Annotated in this window: 10 protein-coding genes and 3 tRNA genes; 9 read left to right on the top strand and 4 right to left on the bottom strand. The window is 70.3% G+C overall.

All coding sequences use genetic code 11. The features are described 5' to 3' along the window. Window positions 1-155: 155 nt before the first annotated feature. From ACIBKX_RS04020 to ACIBKX_RS04000, 5 genes are all read left to right on the top strand, one after another. Window positions 156-1,049 carry a sirohydrochlorin chelatase gene (locus ACIBKX_RS04020; RefSeq protein ID WP_363270553.1) on the top strand — a complete coding sequence of 298 codons (894 nt, stop codon included), beginning with the start codon at window positions 156-158 and terminating at the stop codon, window positions 1,047-1,049. Between the two features lie 81 nt (window positions 1,050-1,130). Next, window positions 1,131-2,459 (top strand): deoxyguanosinetriphosphate triphosphohydrolase, encoded by a 1,329-nt coding sequence (locus tag ACIBKX_RS04015; protein WP_363270554.1) that lies wholly within the window; start codon window positions 1,131-1,133, stop codon window positions 2,457-2,459. 93 nt (window positions 2,460-2,552) lie between these two features. Next, window positions 2,553-3,815: an FAD-dependent oxidoreductase gene (locus ACIBKX_RS04010; protein WP_363270555.1), complete on the top strand. Its 1,263-nt coding sequence runs from the start codon at window positions 2,553-2,555 to the stop codon at window positions 3,813-3,815. Between the two features lie 57 nt (window positions 3,816-3,872). Beyond that, entirely contained in the window at window positions 3,873-5,783 is a 1,911-nt protein-coding gene (gene dnaG / locus ACIBKX_RS04005; protein WP_363270556.1) for a DNA primase, read from the top strand. Between the two features lie 152 nt (window positions 5,784-5,935). Next, entirely contained in the window at window positions 5,936-7,252 is a 1,317-nt protein-coding gene (locus ACIBKX_RS04000) for a sigma-70 family RNA polymerase sigma factor (RefSeq protein WP_363270557.1), read from the top strand. 86 nt (window positions 7,253-7,338) lie between these two features. Here the strand turns inward: ACIBKX_RS04000 and ACIBKX_RS03995 are convergent, their stop codons facing one another. The 4 genes from ACIBKX_RS03995 to ACIBKX_RS03980 form a co-directional block, all read right to left on the bottom strand. Continuing rightward, complete coding sequence (locus ACIBKX_RS03995) at window positions 7,339-9,264, bottom strand: ABC transporter ATP-binding protein (protein ID WP_363270558.1); 1,926 nt, start codon at window positions 9,262-9,264, stop codon at window positions 7,339-7,341. Continuing rightward, on the bottom strand, window positions 9,264-10,997 hold the full coding sequence (locus ACIBKX_RS03990; RefSeq protein ID WP_363270559.1) for an ABC transporter ATP-binding protein: 1,734 nt from the start codon (window positions 10,995-10,997) through the stop codon (window positions 9,264-9,266). The genes ACIBKX_RS03995 and ACIBKX_RS03990 overlap by 1 nt, the downstream gene beginning before the upstream one ends. A 145-nt stretch (window positions 10,998-11,142) precedes the next feature. Continuing rightward, window positions 11,143-12,582, bottom strand: coding sequence for an FGGY family carbohydrate kinase (locus tag ACIBKX_RS03985; RefSeq protein WP_363270560.1), 1,440 nt, complete (start codon window positions 12,580-12,582; stop codon window positions 11,143-11,145). 87 nt (window positions 12,583-12,669) lie between these two features. After that, entirely contained in the window at window positions 12,670-12,975 is a 306-nt protein-coding gene (locus ACIBKX_RS03980) for a YtxH domain-containing protein (RefSeq protein ID WP_363270561.1), read from the bottom strand. Between the two features lie 136 nt (window positions 12,976-13,111). On the opposite strand from ACIBKX_RS03980, the gene ACIBKX_RS03975 reads away from it, so the two are divergent. From ACIBKX_RS03975 to ACIBKX_RS03960, 4 genes are all read left to right on the top strand, one after another. Beyond that, a tRNA-Asn gene (locus tag ACIBKX_RS03975) sits at window positions 13,112-13,184 on the top strand. 5 nt (window positions 13,185-13,189) lie between these two features. Next, window positions 13,190-13,262, top strand: a tRNA-Asn gene (locus tag ACIBKX_RS03970). A gap of 175 nt (window positions 13,263-13,437) precedes the next feature. Further along, window positions 13,438-13,511: transfer RNA gene (locus tag ACIBKX_RS03965), tRNA-Ile, on the top strand. Between the two features lie 327 nt (window positions 13,512-13,838). Further along, window positions 13,839-18,122 carry a LamG-like jellyroll fold domain-containing protein gene (locus tag ACIBKX_RS03960; RefSeq protein ID WP_363270562.1) on the top strand — a complete coding sequence of 1,428 codons (4,284 nt, stop codon included), beginning with the start codon at window positions 13,839-13,841 and terminating at the stop codon, window positions 18,120-18,122. Window positions 18,123-18,144 lie beyond the last annotated feature (22 nt).

The following is an 18,144-nucleotide window of genomic DNA, read 5'->3' as shown; positions in this document are numbered from 1 at the left end:
AGACCCCCGTACCCGTCCCCCGAACCAGATCCCCCACCACGCCCAACCGTAGGCGACCCCACTGACAACCCCGCCCCACCCGCCGTGAGCCCCGCCGAAACGCCCCGTCACCATCACGCAACGCCCCTGCAATCTCCCCCGGCCATCCTCGGTCCATGACGCCGTCGACCGGCACCCCTCCAGAAAGCCCCGGCACCCCTCTCGAAAGCACGGCGCAACTCATGGACCGCATCACCAGCCAACTCGGCGACCAGCTTGGCCTCGTCCGGCTCGACGGGCGGCGCCGCACCGAAAGCACGGCCCCCACGCTGGTCGTCGTCGCCCACGGCAGCCGCGACCCGCGCGCCCTCGCCACCGTCTCGGCCCTGCTGGAACGGGTCCGCGAGCTGCGCCCCGAGCTCAGCGTGCGGCTCGGCCACATCGAGCTGAACGAGCCGCTGCTCGGCGACACCCTCGCCGCCACGACCGGATCAGCGGTCCTCGTGCCGCTGCTGCTCGGCCGCGGCTACCACGTCAAGCACGACATACCCGGGGCCACCGCGGCCGCCCCGCACCTCGACACCCGCGTCGCCGCCCCGCTCGGCCCGCACCCCCTGCTGGTCGACGCGCTGCACGCCAGGCTCGTTGAGGCGGGCTGGCCGCCCCGTATGAGCGGGCCCGCGCGCCGCGCCGCGGGCGTGGTCCTGGCCGCGGCCGGATCCCGCGACCCGGACTCCGCGACCGACACCGGCCGCACCGCGGAACTCCTCGCCCAGCGCCTCGGCGTACCGGTCGTGCCCGCGTACGCGACGCAGACGGCCAGCACCACACCGACCGTGCCCGCCGCGGTCCGCTCACTGGCCGCACGCGGCCGCCACCGGGTCGCCGTGGCCTCGTACTTCACGGCACCGGGCCGTTTCGCCGCCCAGTGCGCCGAGGCCGCACCCTGGATCGCCGCGGCCCCGCTGGGCGCCCACCGGTCGATGGCCCAGCTCCTCCTGCACCGCTACGAACAGGCCCGCGACCGGTCCCCGGCCCACCTGCCGCCCCGTCAGCTGACCTCCGCCTGACGCCGACCGCCCGCTCTTCGGCCACCTGGCCGAGGGGACCCTGTAGCCCCCTTTGTCACTGCTTGCGTTTACTGTCGGTGCATGGAAGGCACTGCACCGACCGCGTACGACGACGCGCCCTACGACAACGCCGCCGCGGAGCGCTGGGCTCCCGAGCCCGACAAACGGCCCGGCCGCACCGCCTTCCAGCGCGACCGCGCGCGCGTCCTGCACTCCGCCGCGCTGCGCCGCCTCGCCGGGAAGACCCAGGTGGTCACGCCCGGCACACGGAGCAACGAGGCCTGGGACGCCAGTGCGCGTACGCGTCTTACGCACTCCCTGGAGTGCGCCCAGGTGGGGCGCGAGCTGGGCGCGGCCCTCGGCTGCGACCCGGACCTGGTGGAGACGGCCTGCCTCTCGCACGACCTGGGGCATCCGCCCTTCGGGCACAACGGCGAGCAGGCGCTGAACGAGGTGGCCGAGAGCTGCGGCGGCTTCGAGGGCAACGCCCAGTCGCTGCGCCTCCTCACCCGCATCGAGCCCAAGCGCTTCGTACGAAGCGAGGCGACGGACGAACTGGTCAGCGTGGGGCTCAATCTGACCCGCGCCGCCCTGGACGCCGCCACCAAGTACCCCTGGCCGCGCGGCGCCCACCCCACCGACCCGGCATCCCCCAAGTTCGGGGTGTACGAGGACGACCGGCCGGTCTTCGACTGGGTCCGCAAGGAGGCGCCGGGCCGCCGCACCTGCTTCGAGGCCCAGGTCATGGACTGGTCGGACGACGTGGCGTACTCGGTGCACGACATCGAGGACGGACTGCACGCCGGACACCTCGACCCGAACCTGCTGCACGCCGAGCCCGAGCGCCGGGACATCTTCGCCGTGGCCATCGGTCGCTACGTACCGGCGGACACCGACCCCGAAGAGCTGTCACAGGTCCTGGACCGCCTCCTGGACCAGGAGTGGTGGCCGCACGGGTACGACGGATCGGCCGTCGCCCAGGCCCGGTTGAAGGACGCCACCAGCCAGCTCATCGGCCGGTTCTGCCTCGCCGCCGAGACCGCGACCCGCGCCCGGTACGGCAAGGGCCCGCTCACCCGGTACGGGGCCGAGCTCGTCGTCCCGCGCGCCGCCCGCCACGAGTGCGCGGTGCTCAAGGCCGTCGCCGACCGCTATGTGATGCAGCGCCCCGCACAGGAGCGGCTCCGCGCCGACCAGCGGATCGTCGTCGCGGAACTGGCCGAGGCGCTCACGGCGCGCGCCCCCGAGGGGCTCGACCCGCAGTTCCGCGCGCTGTACGACACGGCGCGCGACGACCGCGAGGCGTTGCGCGTGGTGATTGACCAGATCGCGTCCCTCACGGACGCCGCCGCGCGCTCCCTGCACGCCCGGCTTACCGCAAGAAACCCCCGTACCGACCACGGGGCGTGACGAAAACTGGCCGGATAGGGCCGCAACCCCTTCCCCCATCACGCTCTGTGCGGGACGCTCCCCCCTGACGGCAAGGCTTTGAGGAGGCATCAAGTGGTCGACGCGGATCAGACGTTCGTCATTGTCGGAGGAGGTCTCGCGGGCGCTAAAGCGGCCGAGACACTCCGTTCCGAGGGCTTCACCGGCCGGGTGATCCTCATCGGTGACGAGCGCGACCACCCGTACGAGCGCCCGCCCCTGTCCAAGGGGTATCTGCTGGGCAAGGAGGAGCGAGACAGCGTCTTCGTCCACGAACCCGCCTGGTACGCGCAGTCGGACGTGGAGTTGCATCTCGGCCAGACCGTCGTCGCCATCGACCGCACAGCCAAGGCCGTCCGCCTCGGGGACGGCGCCGTCATCCACTACGACAAGCTGCTCCTCGCCACCGGCGCCGAGCCCCGCCGCCTCGACGTGCCGGGCACCGGCCTGGTGGGCGTGCACCACCTGCGCCGCCTGGCCCACGCGGACCGGCTGCGCAACGTCCTCGCGGCCCTGGGCAGGGACAACGGCCATCTGGTGATCGCCGGCGCGGGCTGGATCGGCCTGGAGGTCGCCGCGGCGGCCAGGGAGTACGGCGCGGAGGTCACCGTCGTCGAGCCCGAGCCCACCCCGCTGCACTCGGTCCTCGGCCCCGAGGTCGGCCAGATGTTCGCCGACCTGCACGCCGAGCACGGGGTGCGCTTCCACTTCGGCGCCCGGCTCACCGAGATCACCGGCCAGGACGGCATGGTCCTCGCCGCCCGCACCGACGACGGCGAGGAGCACCCGGCGCACGACGTGCTCGCCGCCATCGGCGCCGCCCCGCGCACGGCCCTCGCCGAGAGCGCCGGTCTCGAACTGGCCGACCGGGCGCACGGCGGCGGCATCGCGGTCGACGCGTCGCTGCGCACGTCCGACCCGGCGATCTTCGCCGCGGGCGACGTGTCGGCCGTGCAGCACCAGCTCTTCGACACCCGGCTGCGCGTGGAGCACTGGGCGAACGCGCTGAACGGCGGCCCGGCCGCGGCCCGCGCGATGCTGGGCAAGGACGTGACGTACGACCGGGTGCCGTACTTCTTCTCCGACCAGTACGACGTGGGCCTTGAGTACTCGGGCTGGGCGCCCCCGGGGTCGTACGACCAAGTGGTGATCCGCGGCGACGCGGGAAAGCGGGAGTTCATCGCGTTCTGGCTGAGCGAGGGGCGGGTCCTGGCGGGCATGAACGTGAATGTGTGGGACGTCACGGACCCCATCCAGCGGCTGATCCGCGAGGGCGTCCGCCCCGATCCGGACGCCCTGGCCGATCCGGGCACGCCGCTCACCGCGCTGCTCCCGTGACGGCGACCGCCGAGATCTCGTGACCGGAGTGTCGGAGGGGGGCCGTAGTATTCCTACGTGGCAGGCAGGATCAATGACGAGGACGTGAAGGCGGTTCGGGACGCGGTCCCGATCGACGCCGTGGTCTCCGACTACCTCCAGCTGCGGAACGCGGGCGGCGGCAACCTCAAGGGCCTGTGCCCCTTCCACGACGAGAAGTCACCGTCCTTCCAGGTCAGCCCGAGCAAGGGACTCTTCCACTGCTTCGGCTGCCAGGAAGGCGGCGACACGATCGCCTTCGTGATGAAGATCGACCACCTCACGTTCTCGGAGACGGTCGAGCGCCTCGCCGCCAAGGCGGGCATCACGCTGCGGTACGAGGAGGGCGGCTACAACCCCTCGCACCAGCGCGGCGAGCGCATCCGCCTGGTCGAGGCGCACAAGGTCGCCGCGCAGTTCTACGTCGACCAGCTGGAGAGCCCCGAGGCCGAGATCGGCCGGAAGTTCCTCGCCGAGCGCGGCTTCGACCAGGCCGCGGCGGCGCACTTCGGCGTGGGCTACAGCCCGGCGGGCTGGGACCACCTCACCCGCTTCCTGCGCGGCAAGGGCTTCAGCGACAAGGAGCTGACCCTCTCCGGCCTCTCCCAGGAGGGCCGCCGCGGGCCCATCGACCGCTTCCGGGGCCGGCTGATGTGGCCGATCCGCGACATCGGCGGCGAGGTCGTCGGCTTCGGCGCGCGCAAGCTCCGCGACGACGACAACGGCCCGAAGTACCTGAACACGCCCGAGACCCCGATCTACAAGAAGGGCCAGGTCCTGTACGGCGTCGACCTGGCCAAGAAGGAGATCGCCAAGACCTCCCGCGCGGTCGTCGTCGAGGGTTACACCGACGTCATGGCCTGCCACCTCGCCGGCGTCACCACCGCCATCGCGACCTGCGGCACGGCCTTCGGCGGCGACCACATCAAGATCCTGCGCCGCCTGTTGATGGACAACGGCTCGGCCCGGGTGATCTTCACCTTCGACGGCGACGCGGCCGGCCAGAAGGCCGCCCTGCGCGCCTTCGAGGACGACCAGAAGTTCGCCGCCGAGACGTACATCGCCATCGCGCCCGACGGCATGGACCCCTGCGAACTGCGCCTGGCCAAGGGCGACGAGGCGGTCGCCGACCTGGTCGAACCCCGCACCCCGCTCTTCGAGTTCGCCCTGCGTCAGATCGTCGGCCGGTACGACCTGGAGACCCCCGCGGGCCGCGCCGCCGCCCTCGACGAGGCGGGTCCCGTCGTGGCCCGCATCAAGAACAGCGGAGCGCAGCACGAGGTGGCCGTCCAGCTCGCCGGCATGCTCGGCATCCTGGACACCCAGTTCGTCGTCAAGCGCGTGGCCCAGCTGGCCCGTTGGGCCCGTGACCGGGGCGGCAGGGGCCCGGCCCCGCAGCAGCGCGGCCCCCAGCAGCAGCCCCCGGCGTACGGCCCGTCGGCCCCGGCGGCCCCCTCCGGCCCCGCGCTGAACCTGCGCAGCCCCGCCCACCGCACCGAGCGCGAGCTGCTCAAGCTGGCCCTGCAGCGCCCGGAGCTGGTCTCCCCGGCCTTCGACGCGTACGGGGTGGACGAGTTCACGGCCCCGCCGTACGCCGCCGTGCGCCAGTGCGTCGAGGAGGCGGGCGGCGCCGAGGCGGGCATCGCCGAGCCGCAGGCCTACCTCGGGCGGGTCCTGGACGCCGCCCCGGACGACTCGGTTCGCGCCATGGTCACCGAGCTGGCCGTGGAGGCGATCCTGCGCCGCGCGGTCGACGAGATGTACGCGGGCATCCAGCTGGTCCAGGTCCGGCTGCGCGCCGTCGACCGCCGCATCCGTGAGGTCCAGGGCGCCCTGACCCGCCTGGGCGGCCACGGCGACCAGGCTCAACTGGCGGCCGTCCAGAACGAGTTGTGGGTCCTCCAGCAGTACGCACAGGCGCTGCGCGAACGGGGCGCGGACGCGCTCTGAGGCCGCTGCGGAGCCCGCCCCGCGGCAGCTCCGAGGTTCATCACCGACGGCTCCGGTTACCCGTCGGGTAACCGGTCGGTCACGGACCGGACTCAAAAAGTCACCGCACGCCCCTCGTGGCGGCCGTGTGTCGTACCCCACACTGGGTTGCGGTGCCTGAGTCCTCGGAGCGCGGCCGGCCCGCAGACAGCGAATGCGGACCCGGTACACCCGCGATTCCACACATCGTGTTCGGGACGGACAGCGGCGAGGCCGTGGAAGCCGATCCCGCTGTACCGCTGCCGCACGCCTCAGCAGCGATCATCATGGAGGTCGCCCCCGTGCAGACCCAGACCCTCACCCAGAGCGAGACCGCCGGGCCCGCGACAGCGGGTGCGACGGACGCGGACGGCGGTGCGGACGTCATCGCGGCCGTGCCCCCGCAGAGCCGCGCGGCCCGGCATCCCGAGACAGGGCCCGCCGGCGCCGGGACCCCGGAGGCCGCGGAGCCCCCGGAGGCACTGGAACCGGACACCGGCGAGCTGCCCCCCGCGCCCCGCGGCCGTACGGACACCGGCGGTCCCTCCTCCGACCTGTTCCGGCAGTATCTGCGCGAGATAGGCCGGATCCCGCTGCTCACCGCGGCGGAGGAAGTGGAGCTCGCGCGCAGCGTCGAGGCCGGCCTCTTCGCCGAGGAGAAGCTGCGTCTCACCCCCGACCTGGCCTCCCAACTCGCCCTCGACCTGGACAAGTTGGTCGTCACGGGCCGGATGGCCAAGCGCCGCCTGATCGAGGCGAACCTGCGCCTCGTCGTCTCCGTCGCCAAGCGGTACGTCGGCCGTGGCCTGACCATGCTCGATCTCGTCCAGGAGGGAAACCTGGGCCTGATCAGGGCGGTGGAGAAGTTCGACTACGCGCGGGGCTACAAGTTCTCGACGTACGCCACCTGGTGGATCCGCCAGGCCATGTCCCGCGCGCTCGCCGACCAGGCCCGCACCATCCGCGTACCGGTGCATGTCGTGGAGCTCATCAACCGCGTCGTCCGCGTCCAGCGCCGGATGCTCCAGGAGCGGGGCTACGAACCCACGCCCGAAGAGGTGGCCGCCCACCTCGACCTGCCGCACGAGCGCGTCAGCGAGGTCCTGCGGCTCGCCCAGGAACCGGTCTCGCTGCACGCACCGGTCGGCGAGGAGGACGACGTCGCGCTCGGCGACCTCATCGAGGACGGCGACGCGGCGAGTCCGGTCGAATCGGCGGCGTTCCTCCTCCTGCGCGAGCACCTGGAGGCGGTGCTCTCCACGCTCGGCGAGCGCGAACGCAAGGTGGTCCAGCTCCGCTACGGCCTGGCGGACGGCAGGCCCCGCACGCTGGAGGAGATCGGCCGCATCTTCGGCGTGACCCGCGAACGCATCCGCCAGATCGAGTCCAAGACCCTGAACAAACTCAGGGACCACGCGTTCGCGGACCAGCTGAGGGGTTATCTGGACTGAGCGGGGACCCGCCCGAAGGGGCGCGGGGAACTGCGCGACCAGCCACAACGGACCGGCACGCGCAGATTCCCCGACCCCCGGCGGCGCTAGTCGACTTCAGCCACAGCCTCCGCGAACTGAGCCGCGTACAGCCGCGCGTAGGCCCCCTCGGCCGCCAGCAGCGCGTCATGCGTACCCTGCTCCACGATGTCCCCGTCCTCCATCACCAGGATGGTGTCGGCGTCGCGAATCGTGGAGAGCCGGTGCGCGATGACGAACGAGGTCCGCCCATGCGCGAGGCGAGCCATCGCCTTCTGGATGAGCACCTCGGTCCGGGTGTCCACGGAACTGGTCGCCTCGTCCAGAACGAGAATCACCGGATCCGACAAGAACGCCCGGGCAATGGTGATCAGCTGCTTCTCGCCCGCGCTGACCCCCGTCCCCTCGTCGTCGATGACGGTGTCGTACCCCTCGGGCAGAGTCCGCACGAAACGGTCCGCGTGCGCGGCCCGCGCCGCCTCCTCGATCTCCTCGCGGGTGACGTCCTTGGCCGCTCCGTACGCGATGTTCTCCGCGATCGTGCCGCCGAACAGCCATGTGTCCTGGAGCACCATGCCGATGCCGGACCGCAGTTCGTCGCGGGACATCTTCGCGATGTCGACCCCGTCGAGCGTGATGCGCCCGCCGGTGACCTCGTAGAACCGCATGAGGAGATTGACCAGCGTGGTCTTGCCCGCGCCGGTGGGGCCGACGATGGCCACCGTGTGGCCCGGCTCGACCTTCAGGGACAGGTCCTCGATGAGCGGCTTGTCCTGCTCGTAGCGGAAGGACACGTTCTCCATCTCGACCCGCCCGCGCAGCTGGTCGGGACGCTCGCCCGGCACCGGGTCGGCCTCCTGCTCCTCCGCGTCGAGCAGCTCGAAGATCCGCTCGGCGGAGGCGACACCGGACTGCACCAGGTTCGCCATCGAGGCGACCTGCGTGAGCGGCATCGAGAACTGCCGCGAGTACTGGATGAAGGCCTGCACGTCACCGATGGACAGCGCCCCGGACGCGACCCGAAGACCGCCGACCACGGCCACCAGCACATAGTTGAGGTTCGACATGAAGAACATCAGCGGCTGCATGGCCCCGCTGTTGAACTGCGCCTTGAACCCGGCCTCGTACAGCTCCTCGTTCTGCTCGGCGAAGGCCTTGGCCGACTCCTCCTGACGCCCGAAGACCTTCACCAGGCTGTGCCCGGTGTACATCTCCTCGATGTGCGCGTTGAGCTTGCCGGTGGTCTTCCACTGCTGCACGAACTGCGGCTGCGACCGCTTGCCGACCTTCGTGGCCACGAGGAACGACAGCGGCACGGTGATCAGCGCCACCAGGGCGAGCAGCGGCGAGACGTAGAACATCATCACCAGTACGCCGATGATGGTGAGCAGCGAGTTCACCAGCTGCCCCATGGTCTGCTGGAGCGTCTGCCCGATGTTGTCGATGTCGTTCGTGGCGCGGCTGAGCACCTCGCCGCGCTGCCGCTTGTCGAAGTACGACAGGGGGAGTCGCGACAGCTTCGTCTGTACGTCCTCACGCATCCGGAAGACGGTCCGGTTGATGGCGCGGTTCGAGAGCCGCGTCGCCACCAGCATCAGCAGACCGGCCGCCAGGAACGTGCCGAGCGCGAGCAGCAGCACCTCGCCGACGGCGCCGAAGTCGATGCCCTCGCCCGGTGTGAAGTCGACGCCGGAGAGCATGTCGGCCATGCCGCCGTCGCCCTTGTCGCGCAGGCCCTCGATGGCCTGCTCCTTGGTGACGCCGTCCGGCATGTCACGGCCGACGATGCCCGCGAAGAGCAGGTCGGTCGCCCGGCCGAGGATCTTCGGGCCGACCACGGTCAGCGCCACGCTGAGCACGACGGCGGCGATCATCCCGTACATCGTGGTGCGCTCGGGCCTGAACTGCGCGAGCAGCCGCTTGCCGGACCCCTTGAAGTCCATGGACCGGGTGTCCGGTCCCGCCATCATCATCCGTCCGCCCGGACCGGCCATTACGCGGCCTCCGCTTCCGTCAGCTGGGAGAGCACGATCTCCCGGTAGGTCTCGTTGCCCTCCATCAGCTCGTGATGGCGTCCGCTGCCCACGACCCGGCCCTCGTCGAGGACGATGATGCGGTCGGCGTCCCGGATGGTCGCCACGCGCTGGGCGACGATCACGACGGTCGCCTCGGCGGTCTCCTGCGACAGGGCGCGCCGCAGCGCGGCGTCGGTCGCGTAGTCGAGCGCGGAGAACGAGTCGTCGAAGAGGTAGATCTCGGGGCGCTGGACGAGCGTGCGGGCGATGGACAGGCGCTGGCGCTGACCGCCGGACACGTTGGTCCCGCCCTGGGAGATGGGCGCGTTCAGCCCTTCCTCCAGGCCCTCCACGAACCCCTTGGCCTGGGCGACCTCAAGGGCGTGCCAGAGTTCGTCGTCCGTGGCCTGCGGATTGCCGTACCGGAGATTGGTCGCGACCGTGCCGGCGAAGAGATACGGCTTCTGTGGGACCAGGCTCACGGTCCTCGCGAGCAGCGCGGGCTCGACGGTGCCGACGTCGACGCCGCCGACCAGGACCTCGCCCTCGGTCGCGTCCATCAGCCGCGGCACGAGGCTGAGCAGCGTCGACTTGCCGCTGCCGGTCGAGCCGATGACGGCGGTGGTCTCGCCGGGCCTGGCGACCAGGTCGATGGCCTTGAGCACGGGCTCCTCGGCACCGGGGTAGCGGAAGCCCGCGCCCCGGATCTCCAGGTGGCCGTGGCTGCGGAGTTCGCGCACGGGGTCGGCCGGGGGCACCACGCTGCTCGCGGTGTCCAGGACCTCCTCGATGCGCTCGGCGCAGACCTCCGCGCGCGGCACCATCATGAACATGAAGGTGGCCATCATCACGGACATCACGATCTGCATCAGATAGGCGAGGAACGCGGTGAGCGCGCCGATCTCCATGCCGCCGCTGTCGATGCGGTGCGCGCCGAACCAGACGACGGCGATCGAGGAGATGTTCACGACGGTCATGACGATCGGGAACATCAGGGCGAGCAGCTTGCCGGTGCCCAGCGAGACCTCGGTCAGCTCGGTGTTGGCCTGCCGGAAGCGCTCCTCCTCGTAGCCGTCGCGGACGAAGGCGCGGATGACGCGGTTGCCGGTGATCTGCTCGCGCAGCACCCGGTTCACGGTGTCGAGGCGCTCCTGCATGGTGCGGAAGAGCGGGCGCATCCGCTTCACGATGAGGCTCACGCAGATGCCGAGGACGGGCACGACCGCGATCAGCACGCCCGAGAGGGGTACGTCGAGGCCGAGGGCCATGATGATGCCGCCGACGCACATGATCGGCGCGGACACCATGAGCGTGAACGTCATCAGGACCAGCATCTGCACCTGCTGGACGTCGTTCGTGGTCCGGGTGATCAGGGACGGCGCGCCGAACTGGCCCAACTCCCGCGCGGAGAACGACTGTACGCGGTCGAAGACGGCGGCCCGGATGTCACGGCCGAGCGCGGACGCGGTGCGGGCGCCGTAGTAGACGGCGCCCACGTTGCAGACCACCTGGGCGACGGTCACGGCGATCATGAGACCGCCGAACGACAGGATGTAGCCCGTGTCCCCCTTCACGACACCCTGGTCGATGATGTCGGCGTTGAGGGTGGGCAGATAGAGCGAGGCGCAGGTCTGCAGGAACTGCAGGAGCACCAGCAGGGCGATGGGTTTTTTGTACGGGCCCAGGTGGGCCCGTAGGAGTCGTATGAGCACGCGGGTCTCTCGAGAGGAGTCGGCGAGGTTTTTGGCGAGGCCCCCCATACTCCGACACCACACCCGGCCGTGCGCAACCAATTATCCCATGACCCGGTAAAAAATTAGTCCGGGTCAAGAAGTCTGGGCCGGGAGTGGGTGCCCCTCAGAAGCCGCTCGCCGTGAACGCCCCCGGATGGGACTGCTCCCGCACCGTCCGGTACTGCTGCCGAACCGCCTGCCCCACCGCCAGTTCCTCGCCGGGCTCGAAGACCTGCGCCGAGGCGCCCTGCCAGTGGGGCAGCTGGCCGGTCAGGGCCCAGGCCGCCTGGCGGGCCGCGCCGATCGCCGTGTAGTCCGCGGGCTGCGGCACCACGACCTGCGTGCCGAGCAGCATCGGCGCCGCGGCCTGCACGGCCGGCAGCTCGGCGGCGGCGCCCAGGAGGAACACCCGTCGCACCTCCACGCCCCGCCCCCGCAACACGTCGAGCGCGTCACCGAGCCCGCACAGCATGCCCTCGAAGGCGGCCCGCGCCAGATGCTCGGGCCGCATGGACTCCCGCCGCAGCCCCGTCAGCGTCCCTGCCGCATGCGGCAGATTCGGCGTCTTCTCGCCCTCCAGATACGGCAGGAGCACGAGCCCGTGCGCCCCCGGAGTCGACTTCATGGCGAGCTCGGAGAGCCCCTCCAGATCAGCGACCCCCAACATCTCGGCGGCGCCCCGCAGAACCCGTACGGCATTCAGCGTGTGTACGACGGGAAGGTGCATCCCGGTGGCATCGGCGAGGGAGGTGATGGTCCCGCTCGGATCGACGAGCGCTTCATGATGTACGGCCATCACGGACCCCGAAGCCCCCAACGAGACGACGGCATCGCCCTGTTGGACCCCGAGCCCGAAGGCCGCGGCCATGGTCTCGCCCGTACCGGCGGAGATCAGCAGCCCTTCGGGAGTGGTCCCGGCGGCCTCGGCGGGCCCGATGACCTCGGGCAGCATCGCCTGGTGCCCCAGCGCGAGCTCGACGAGATCGGGCCGGTAGGCACCTGTGGCCGCCGACCAGTACCCGGTCCCGGAGGCTCCGCCGCGGTCGGTCGTACGCCGCGCGGGCCGGCCGAGGAGCTGCCACACCAGCCAGTCATGCGCCTGCATCAGGGCGGCCACGCGCTGCGCCGCCTCCGGCTCGGTCTTCGCCAGCCAGCGCAGCTTCGTCACGGGCTGTGCGGCCTGCGGCACACATCCCACGGCCTGCGCCCAGGCCTCGCGGCTGCCGAACCCGTCGATCAGATCGGCGGCGGCGACCTGCGCCCGCCGGTCGTTGCCGACGAGCGCGGGGCGCACCGTGTTGCCGTGCTGGTCCAGGGGGACGACCGCGTTCTGCTGGGCGGCGACCCCGATGGCCTGCACGCCCTCGAGCAGCCCGCCCCCCGCGGCCTCGCCCAGCGAGAGCAGCCAGGCCTGCGGATCGACGTCGGAGGGCCGCCCGCCGCTCTCGGTGCTCTCCAACGGGTGCGGCGCGTGGCCCTGCCTGAGTACGGCGCCCGTATCCGAGTCACAGACCACGATGCGTGTGAAATCGGGCGAACTGTCCAGCCCGGCGACTATCCCCATGCGGGAATTCTGCCGTACCGCGCGTGGTACCCCGTACCGCAGGCTCCGGAGCGCGTGCGGTGCCTCGCGCCTCGGGCTCCGGCGGGGTCAGGTGTTGCTGGTGCCCCAGTCGTCCTCGGCGGCCGCACCCTGCCCGCGCTCGCGCAGGGACCGCACCCGGTCGGCCACCGAGTCCGGCATCCGGTCGCCGACCTTCTCCGACACGGAGTGGAAGGCCTTTCCCGCCACGTCCCGCCCCTGCTGGGTCGCGGACTCGACGGTGTTGCGCACGGCCGGGTTCTGCGCGAACTCGCGGGCGGACTTCTTCAACTGCTCGTAGCGCTCGCGTCCGGCACGGGTACCGAGCACGTACCCGAGAGCCAGGCCCGCCACGAATGTGAGCCGGTAGCGCATGACTGCCACCCTTCCCTTACGTCGTGAGGGGATACCGATTGGCGGAGCACCCCCCTGCTTGCGCTAATGTATGTGTCGCAGCGAGCGCACGCCGCCCGGGAATCCCCAGGTAGGTGACATCGTTGCGACGAGACGATCCCCTGTAGCTCAATTGGCAGAGCAGCCGGCTGTTAACCGGCAGGTTACTGGTTCGAGTCCAGTCGGGGGAGCTCGATCTCCTGTAGCTCAATTGGCAGAGCAGCCGGCTGTTAACCGGCAGGTTACTGGTTCGAGTCCAGTCGGGAGAGCTGTGAGAAGGACCTCTGGGGATCCCCTCAGGGGTCCTTTTTCGTGCCTGGTGGAACCACACGGGCACGCCTGCGGTCCTCATGGTCGTGCGATGCCGACCATCCGAAGCAGGAGATCGTATGAGCGGCTATGCTGCGGCAGACGGCGCGCACAAATGTGCGCGACGCGCCGTTAGGGGCGGTAGCTCAGCCGGTTAGAGCAGCGGACTCATAATCCGTCGGCCGTGGGTTCGAGTCCCACCCGCCCCACCTCTCCGGCCGGAGCAGAATCGATCTGACCAGCCAGTACGTAACAGCGAGGCCCGCCACGTAAACCGTGGCGGGCCTTCTGTCACTCCAAGAGAGGCATGCGGCGGCTGCCTCGGGCGCTTCCCCGACGGACCAGGACCGGCAGCTGTCGTTATCGATTTGCTCCCCCACTCAGTGCAACCGTGAGTAACGCCACAGCTACAGCGAGCCCTTTGTCCCATGCGCCCCAACTCGCCCTCCTGGATCTCCACTTGGCGACTACATACAGTCGCCACCTGATTGCACTGTTCAAGCAATCTTCATTTTCATGAAGGACCGGGGTGGGATATGTGGGGGCGGCGCGTGCGTTCGCGCGGTGGGGCCGGGGCGCTTGCGGGTCTGGTCAGTGTGGCGATCGTGGCGGGACTGGCTCCGGCGGCGACCGCGACGGAGGCAGCCTCTCGGGCCGCACGCGCGGCCGCCAAGGCTGTGGACACAGGTGCGGCCGGTGAAGAGGCGAGCACCGAGACGGCGTTAGCGGAAGCCAAGCGCACCGGCAAGCCGGTCGAGGTCACGTCACTGCGCGGCGCGAGCAGCGATGTGTACGCGACCGCTGACGGAAACCTGGAGGCGCGGGAGTATCTGCGCCCTGTCCGGGCCCGGGTGGGGGATGAGTGGAAGGCGGTCGACACCGACCTGGCGAAGGCGGCCGATGGCAGCGTCGCGCCGAAAGTGACCACGGTAGGGCTGGAGTTTTCCGGTGGTGGCGATGCGCCGCTGGTGCGGATGACGAAGTCCGGCCGTGAGCTGGCGCTGTCCTGGCCCGGCAAGCTGCCGGCCCCGCGGCTGGCGGGGGCCACCGCCACTTATGCCGACGTGCTCCCGGATGTGGACCTGCGGATGGGGGCGCAGGAGGACGGGTTCACCCAGCTCCTTGTGGTGAAGTCGGCCAAGGCCGCGGAGAGCTCGGAGCTCACCGAGCTGCGGTTGAAGTTGGCCGCGGACGGCATCGAGGTCAAGGAGACCGCTCAGGGCGAGCTGCAGGCCGTCGACAAGGGCGCCAAGGGTGCGGTGTTCGAGGCGCCGAGGCCGATGATGTGGGACTCCAGCCCCGGCACTGGTACCGGCACCGGCGGCACGCCGGCCGCCAAGGCCGCGCCGTCCGGAGTCACCGCATCGCAGGACGACGGAGACCAGTCGCAGTCCGGGGAGGAGCCTGCGGCCGGTGAGTCCGGCAAGCTCGCGCCCGTCGGGGTCGATGTCCCGGCGGGTGGCAAGGAGCTGGTGCTGACGCCGGACGCGGAGGTGCTGAAGGGCAAGGACACCACGTATCCGGTGTTCATCGATCCGCAGTGGTACTCGCCGCGCGCGTCCGCGTGGACGATGGCGTCGAAGTACTGGGACTCCTCGCCGCAGTGGAAGTTCAACGGCGATCACGACGCGGGCATGGGCTACTGCAACTGGTACTACTGCCAGCCCCATGACACCAAGCGGCTCTTCTACCGCATCCCCGTCTCCAAGTTCGCGGGCAAGACGATCCTGTCCGCCGAGTTCGTCGTGCGGAACACCTGGTCCGCCTCCTGCTCGGACCGCAGCGTGGAGCTGTGGCAGACCAAGGGCATCTCCTCCTCGACCACCTGGAACTCGCAGAACGCCTCCGGGTTCTGGGACAAGAAGCTCTCGACGAAGTCGTTCGCCTACGGCTATTCGGGCTGCGCGGCCAAGGACGCCGAGTTCTCGGTGAAGTCCGCCGTCCAGGCGGCCGCCGACGGCCGGGATCCGACGATGACGTTCGGCCTGCGCGCGGACGACGAGTCGGATGCGTACGGCTGGAAGCGGTTCTCGGACAAGGCGTTTTTGCGGGTGAAGTACAACCGGGCGCCCTCTCAGCTCAAGATGTCGCAGCTGACGATGGAGTACGGCGGGACCTGCAAGAGGTCCGGTGATGCCGCACGTATCCGCACGCTGGGGAAGATCCATGCCAACAATGTGAAGGACCCCGACGGCGACAGCGTCTCGGTGCAGTTCCAGGCCAAGTGGGACGGGGGCGGCTGGAGTCCGGCACGGACTTCGGCGAAGAAGTCCGGCTCCGATTTCACGGTCGGCCTGCCCTCATCGATTCCGGTCAACAAGCAGGTCAACTGGTATGCGCGCGTCTATGACGGGGCGCAGTACTCCCCGTGGTCATACGCGGGCGACCCGACGGCCTGCTACTTCGTCCACGACACCAAGGTCCCCAAGGCGCCTGCGGTGTCCTCGGGCGAGTACCCGGCCTCCGACTCCGAGGATCCCGACGATCCCTGGTACGACGGGGTGGGCAAGTACGGGTCGTTCGAGCTGAAGGCCGCCGACAGTGATGTGACGTCGTACCGGTACGGCATCAACATCGACCCCAGCTCGAACAACAAGATCACCACGTCCGGCGGTGCGGCGAAGAGCGCGAAGGTGCTGCCCGCCAAGGCGGGGCTGAACTTCATCACGGCCCAGGCCTTCGACACCGCGGGCAACGGCAGCGAGATCCGCACCTACCAGTACCGCGTCAAGGCCGGCCAGCCCGAGCGGGCCACCTGGCAGCTGGACGAGACCGAAGGCGCCGCTGAGGCCAAGGGCTCGACGCCGCCGCGCACCGCCCAACTTCATGGCGGGGCAGCCCCTGGCGCGACCGGCGTGCAGGGCACCGCTGTCGCCTTCAACGGAACGGACGGCTACGCCTCCACCGACATCCCGGTGGTCAACACCAGCGGCGGCTTCGCGGTCTCCGCGTGGGTCAAGCTGTCGAAGATGCCCGAGGGCGCGGCGGTCATCGCCACCCAGCCGGGCAACCACTCGCCGGGCTTCGAGCTGTACTACTCCAAGACGTACGACCGCTGGGCGTTCAACCAGTACAAGTCCGATACCGCCGACGCGGGCATCGCCCGAGCGATGGCCGACCAGCCGGGCGGCGCCACGCCGGACAAGTGGACGCACCTGGCCGGGTCCTATGACTCGGCGCGCGATGTGCTGGAGCTGTTCGTCGACGGCAAGCTGGTCGGCCAGACCGCCTACGACAGCCCGTGGGAGGCCCGCCGCGGTCTGCAACTTGGTGCCGCCTCCTACAGCGGCGCGCCCTCGGCGTTCTTCCCCGGCGCGGTCGACAACGTCCAGCTGTTCGACAAGCCGCTCGCCCAGGACGAGATCGACAAACTGCACGCCCAGCAGACGGTCGGTGATCCGGGCCGCCCCGCGCTCGCCGTCTTCGACCTGGACGAGGCGGCGGAAGCGAAGGAGGTCGCCGGACACGGCGGGGTGCTGCCCGCCAGGTACAACGGCGGTGTCACCACCGGCGTCCCCGGCATCGCGGGCAAGGCGGCCACGTTCAACGGCACCGACGGCTACGCCAAGATCGGCCAGACCAACGGGCCGCATCTGAACACCTCGCGCAGCTTCACCGTCTCTGCCTGGGCCAAGCTCGACAAGAAGCCGGACGGCGCGGCGATCATCACCGCACAGGCAGGGAAGGAGCGCCCCGGCTTCGAGCTGTACTACTCCTCCACCTACAACCGGTGGGCGGTCAACCAGTACTCCGCCGACGCGGCGGACGCGACCCCGATCCGCGCGATGCAGCCCGAGGGCGCCAGCGCCTTCGTGGGGGAGTGGGCGCAGCTGGTGGGCGTGCACGACACCGTCGCCAACACCCTGACCCTGTACGTCAATGGGGCCAAGGCCGGATCGGTGCCGCTGGCCGGAGCCTTCTACGCCGACCAGTCCATGTACCTCGGGGCGGGCAGCTACAGCGGCCAGGTCAAGAACCACTTCCCGGGCAGCATCGACGACGTACGCCTCCTGGACCGTCCGGTCTCGGCCGAGGAAGTCCAGCAGATGTTCAAGCAGCGCCCGCTGGTCAAGGGCCGCTGGAACTTCGAGGAGACCAACGCCGCCACCACGCCGGACTCCTCCGTGCACAAGCGGCCGATGAATCTCCACGGCGGTGCACAGCTCGGCTCCGGAATGATCGACAGCAGTGGGCTGCAGCTGAATGGCACCGACGCCTATGCGGCCACCAGCGCGATGCCCGTCGACACCAGCGGCAGCTTCACCGTCACCGCCTGGGCCCAGGCCGCCGCGATCCCCGATCACGGTGTGGCGCTGGTCAGCGGCGACGGCAGCAACCGCAGTGCCTTCGAGGTCCGCTTCCAGCCGGATACCAAGGATCCCGAGGGGCTGGGCCGTTGGGAGCTCACGCTCTCGGACAAGGACAGTACGGACGCCGCGGTCACCCAGGTCGGCAACACCGAGTTCTTCGACGCCCGCGAGTGGAATCACCTTGCGGTGGTCTACGACGGCTTCGCCAAGGAGGCCCGCCTCTACGTCAACGGTGTCCTCCAGGAAGTGGCGTGCGGGGACTCGGACGGCAACGGGGACGCGGACGACGCGGCCTGCCAGGACCTGATCGCCTGGGCGGACAACGTTTTGACCTTCAGGGCCGCCAAGTCCCTGCAGGTCGGCAAGGCCAAGGGCGACGCCACCGGGACGTACTTCGCCGGCACCGTCGACGACGTGTGGACCTTCCAGGGCGCATTGACCGACGCACAGATCGAGAAGCTGGCCGGCTCCTGGTTCGGCATTCCCACCGACATACCGGGCGACAGCTGAGCCCCGGGTGTGCCGGGTGAGC

Origin of the sequence: Streptomyces sp. NPDC050658 (assembly GCF_044457025.1) — a bacterium.
Lineage (GTDB): Bacteria > Actinomycetota > Actinomycetes > Streptomycetales > Streptomycetaceae > Streptomyces.
Note: the sequence above shows the minus strand (reverse complement) of the source record. Positions and strands in the feature narration are given on the sequence as shown.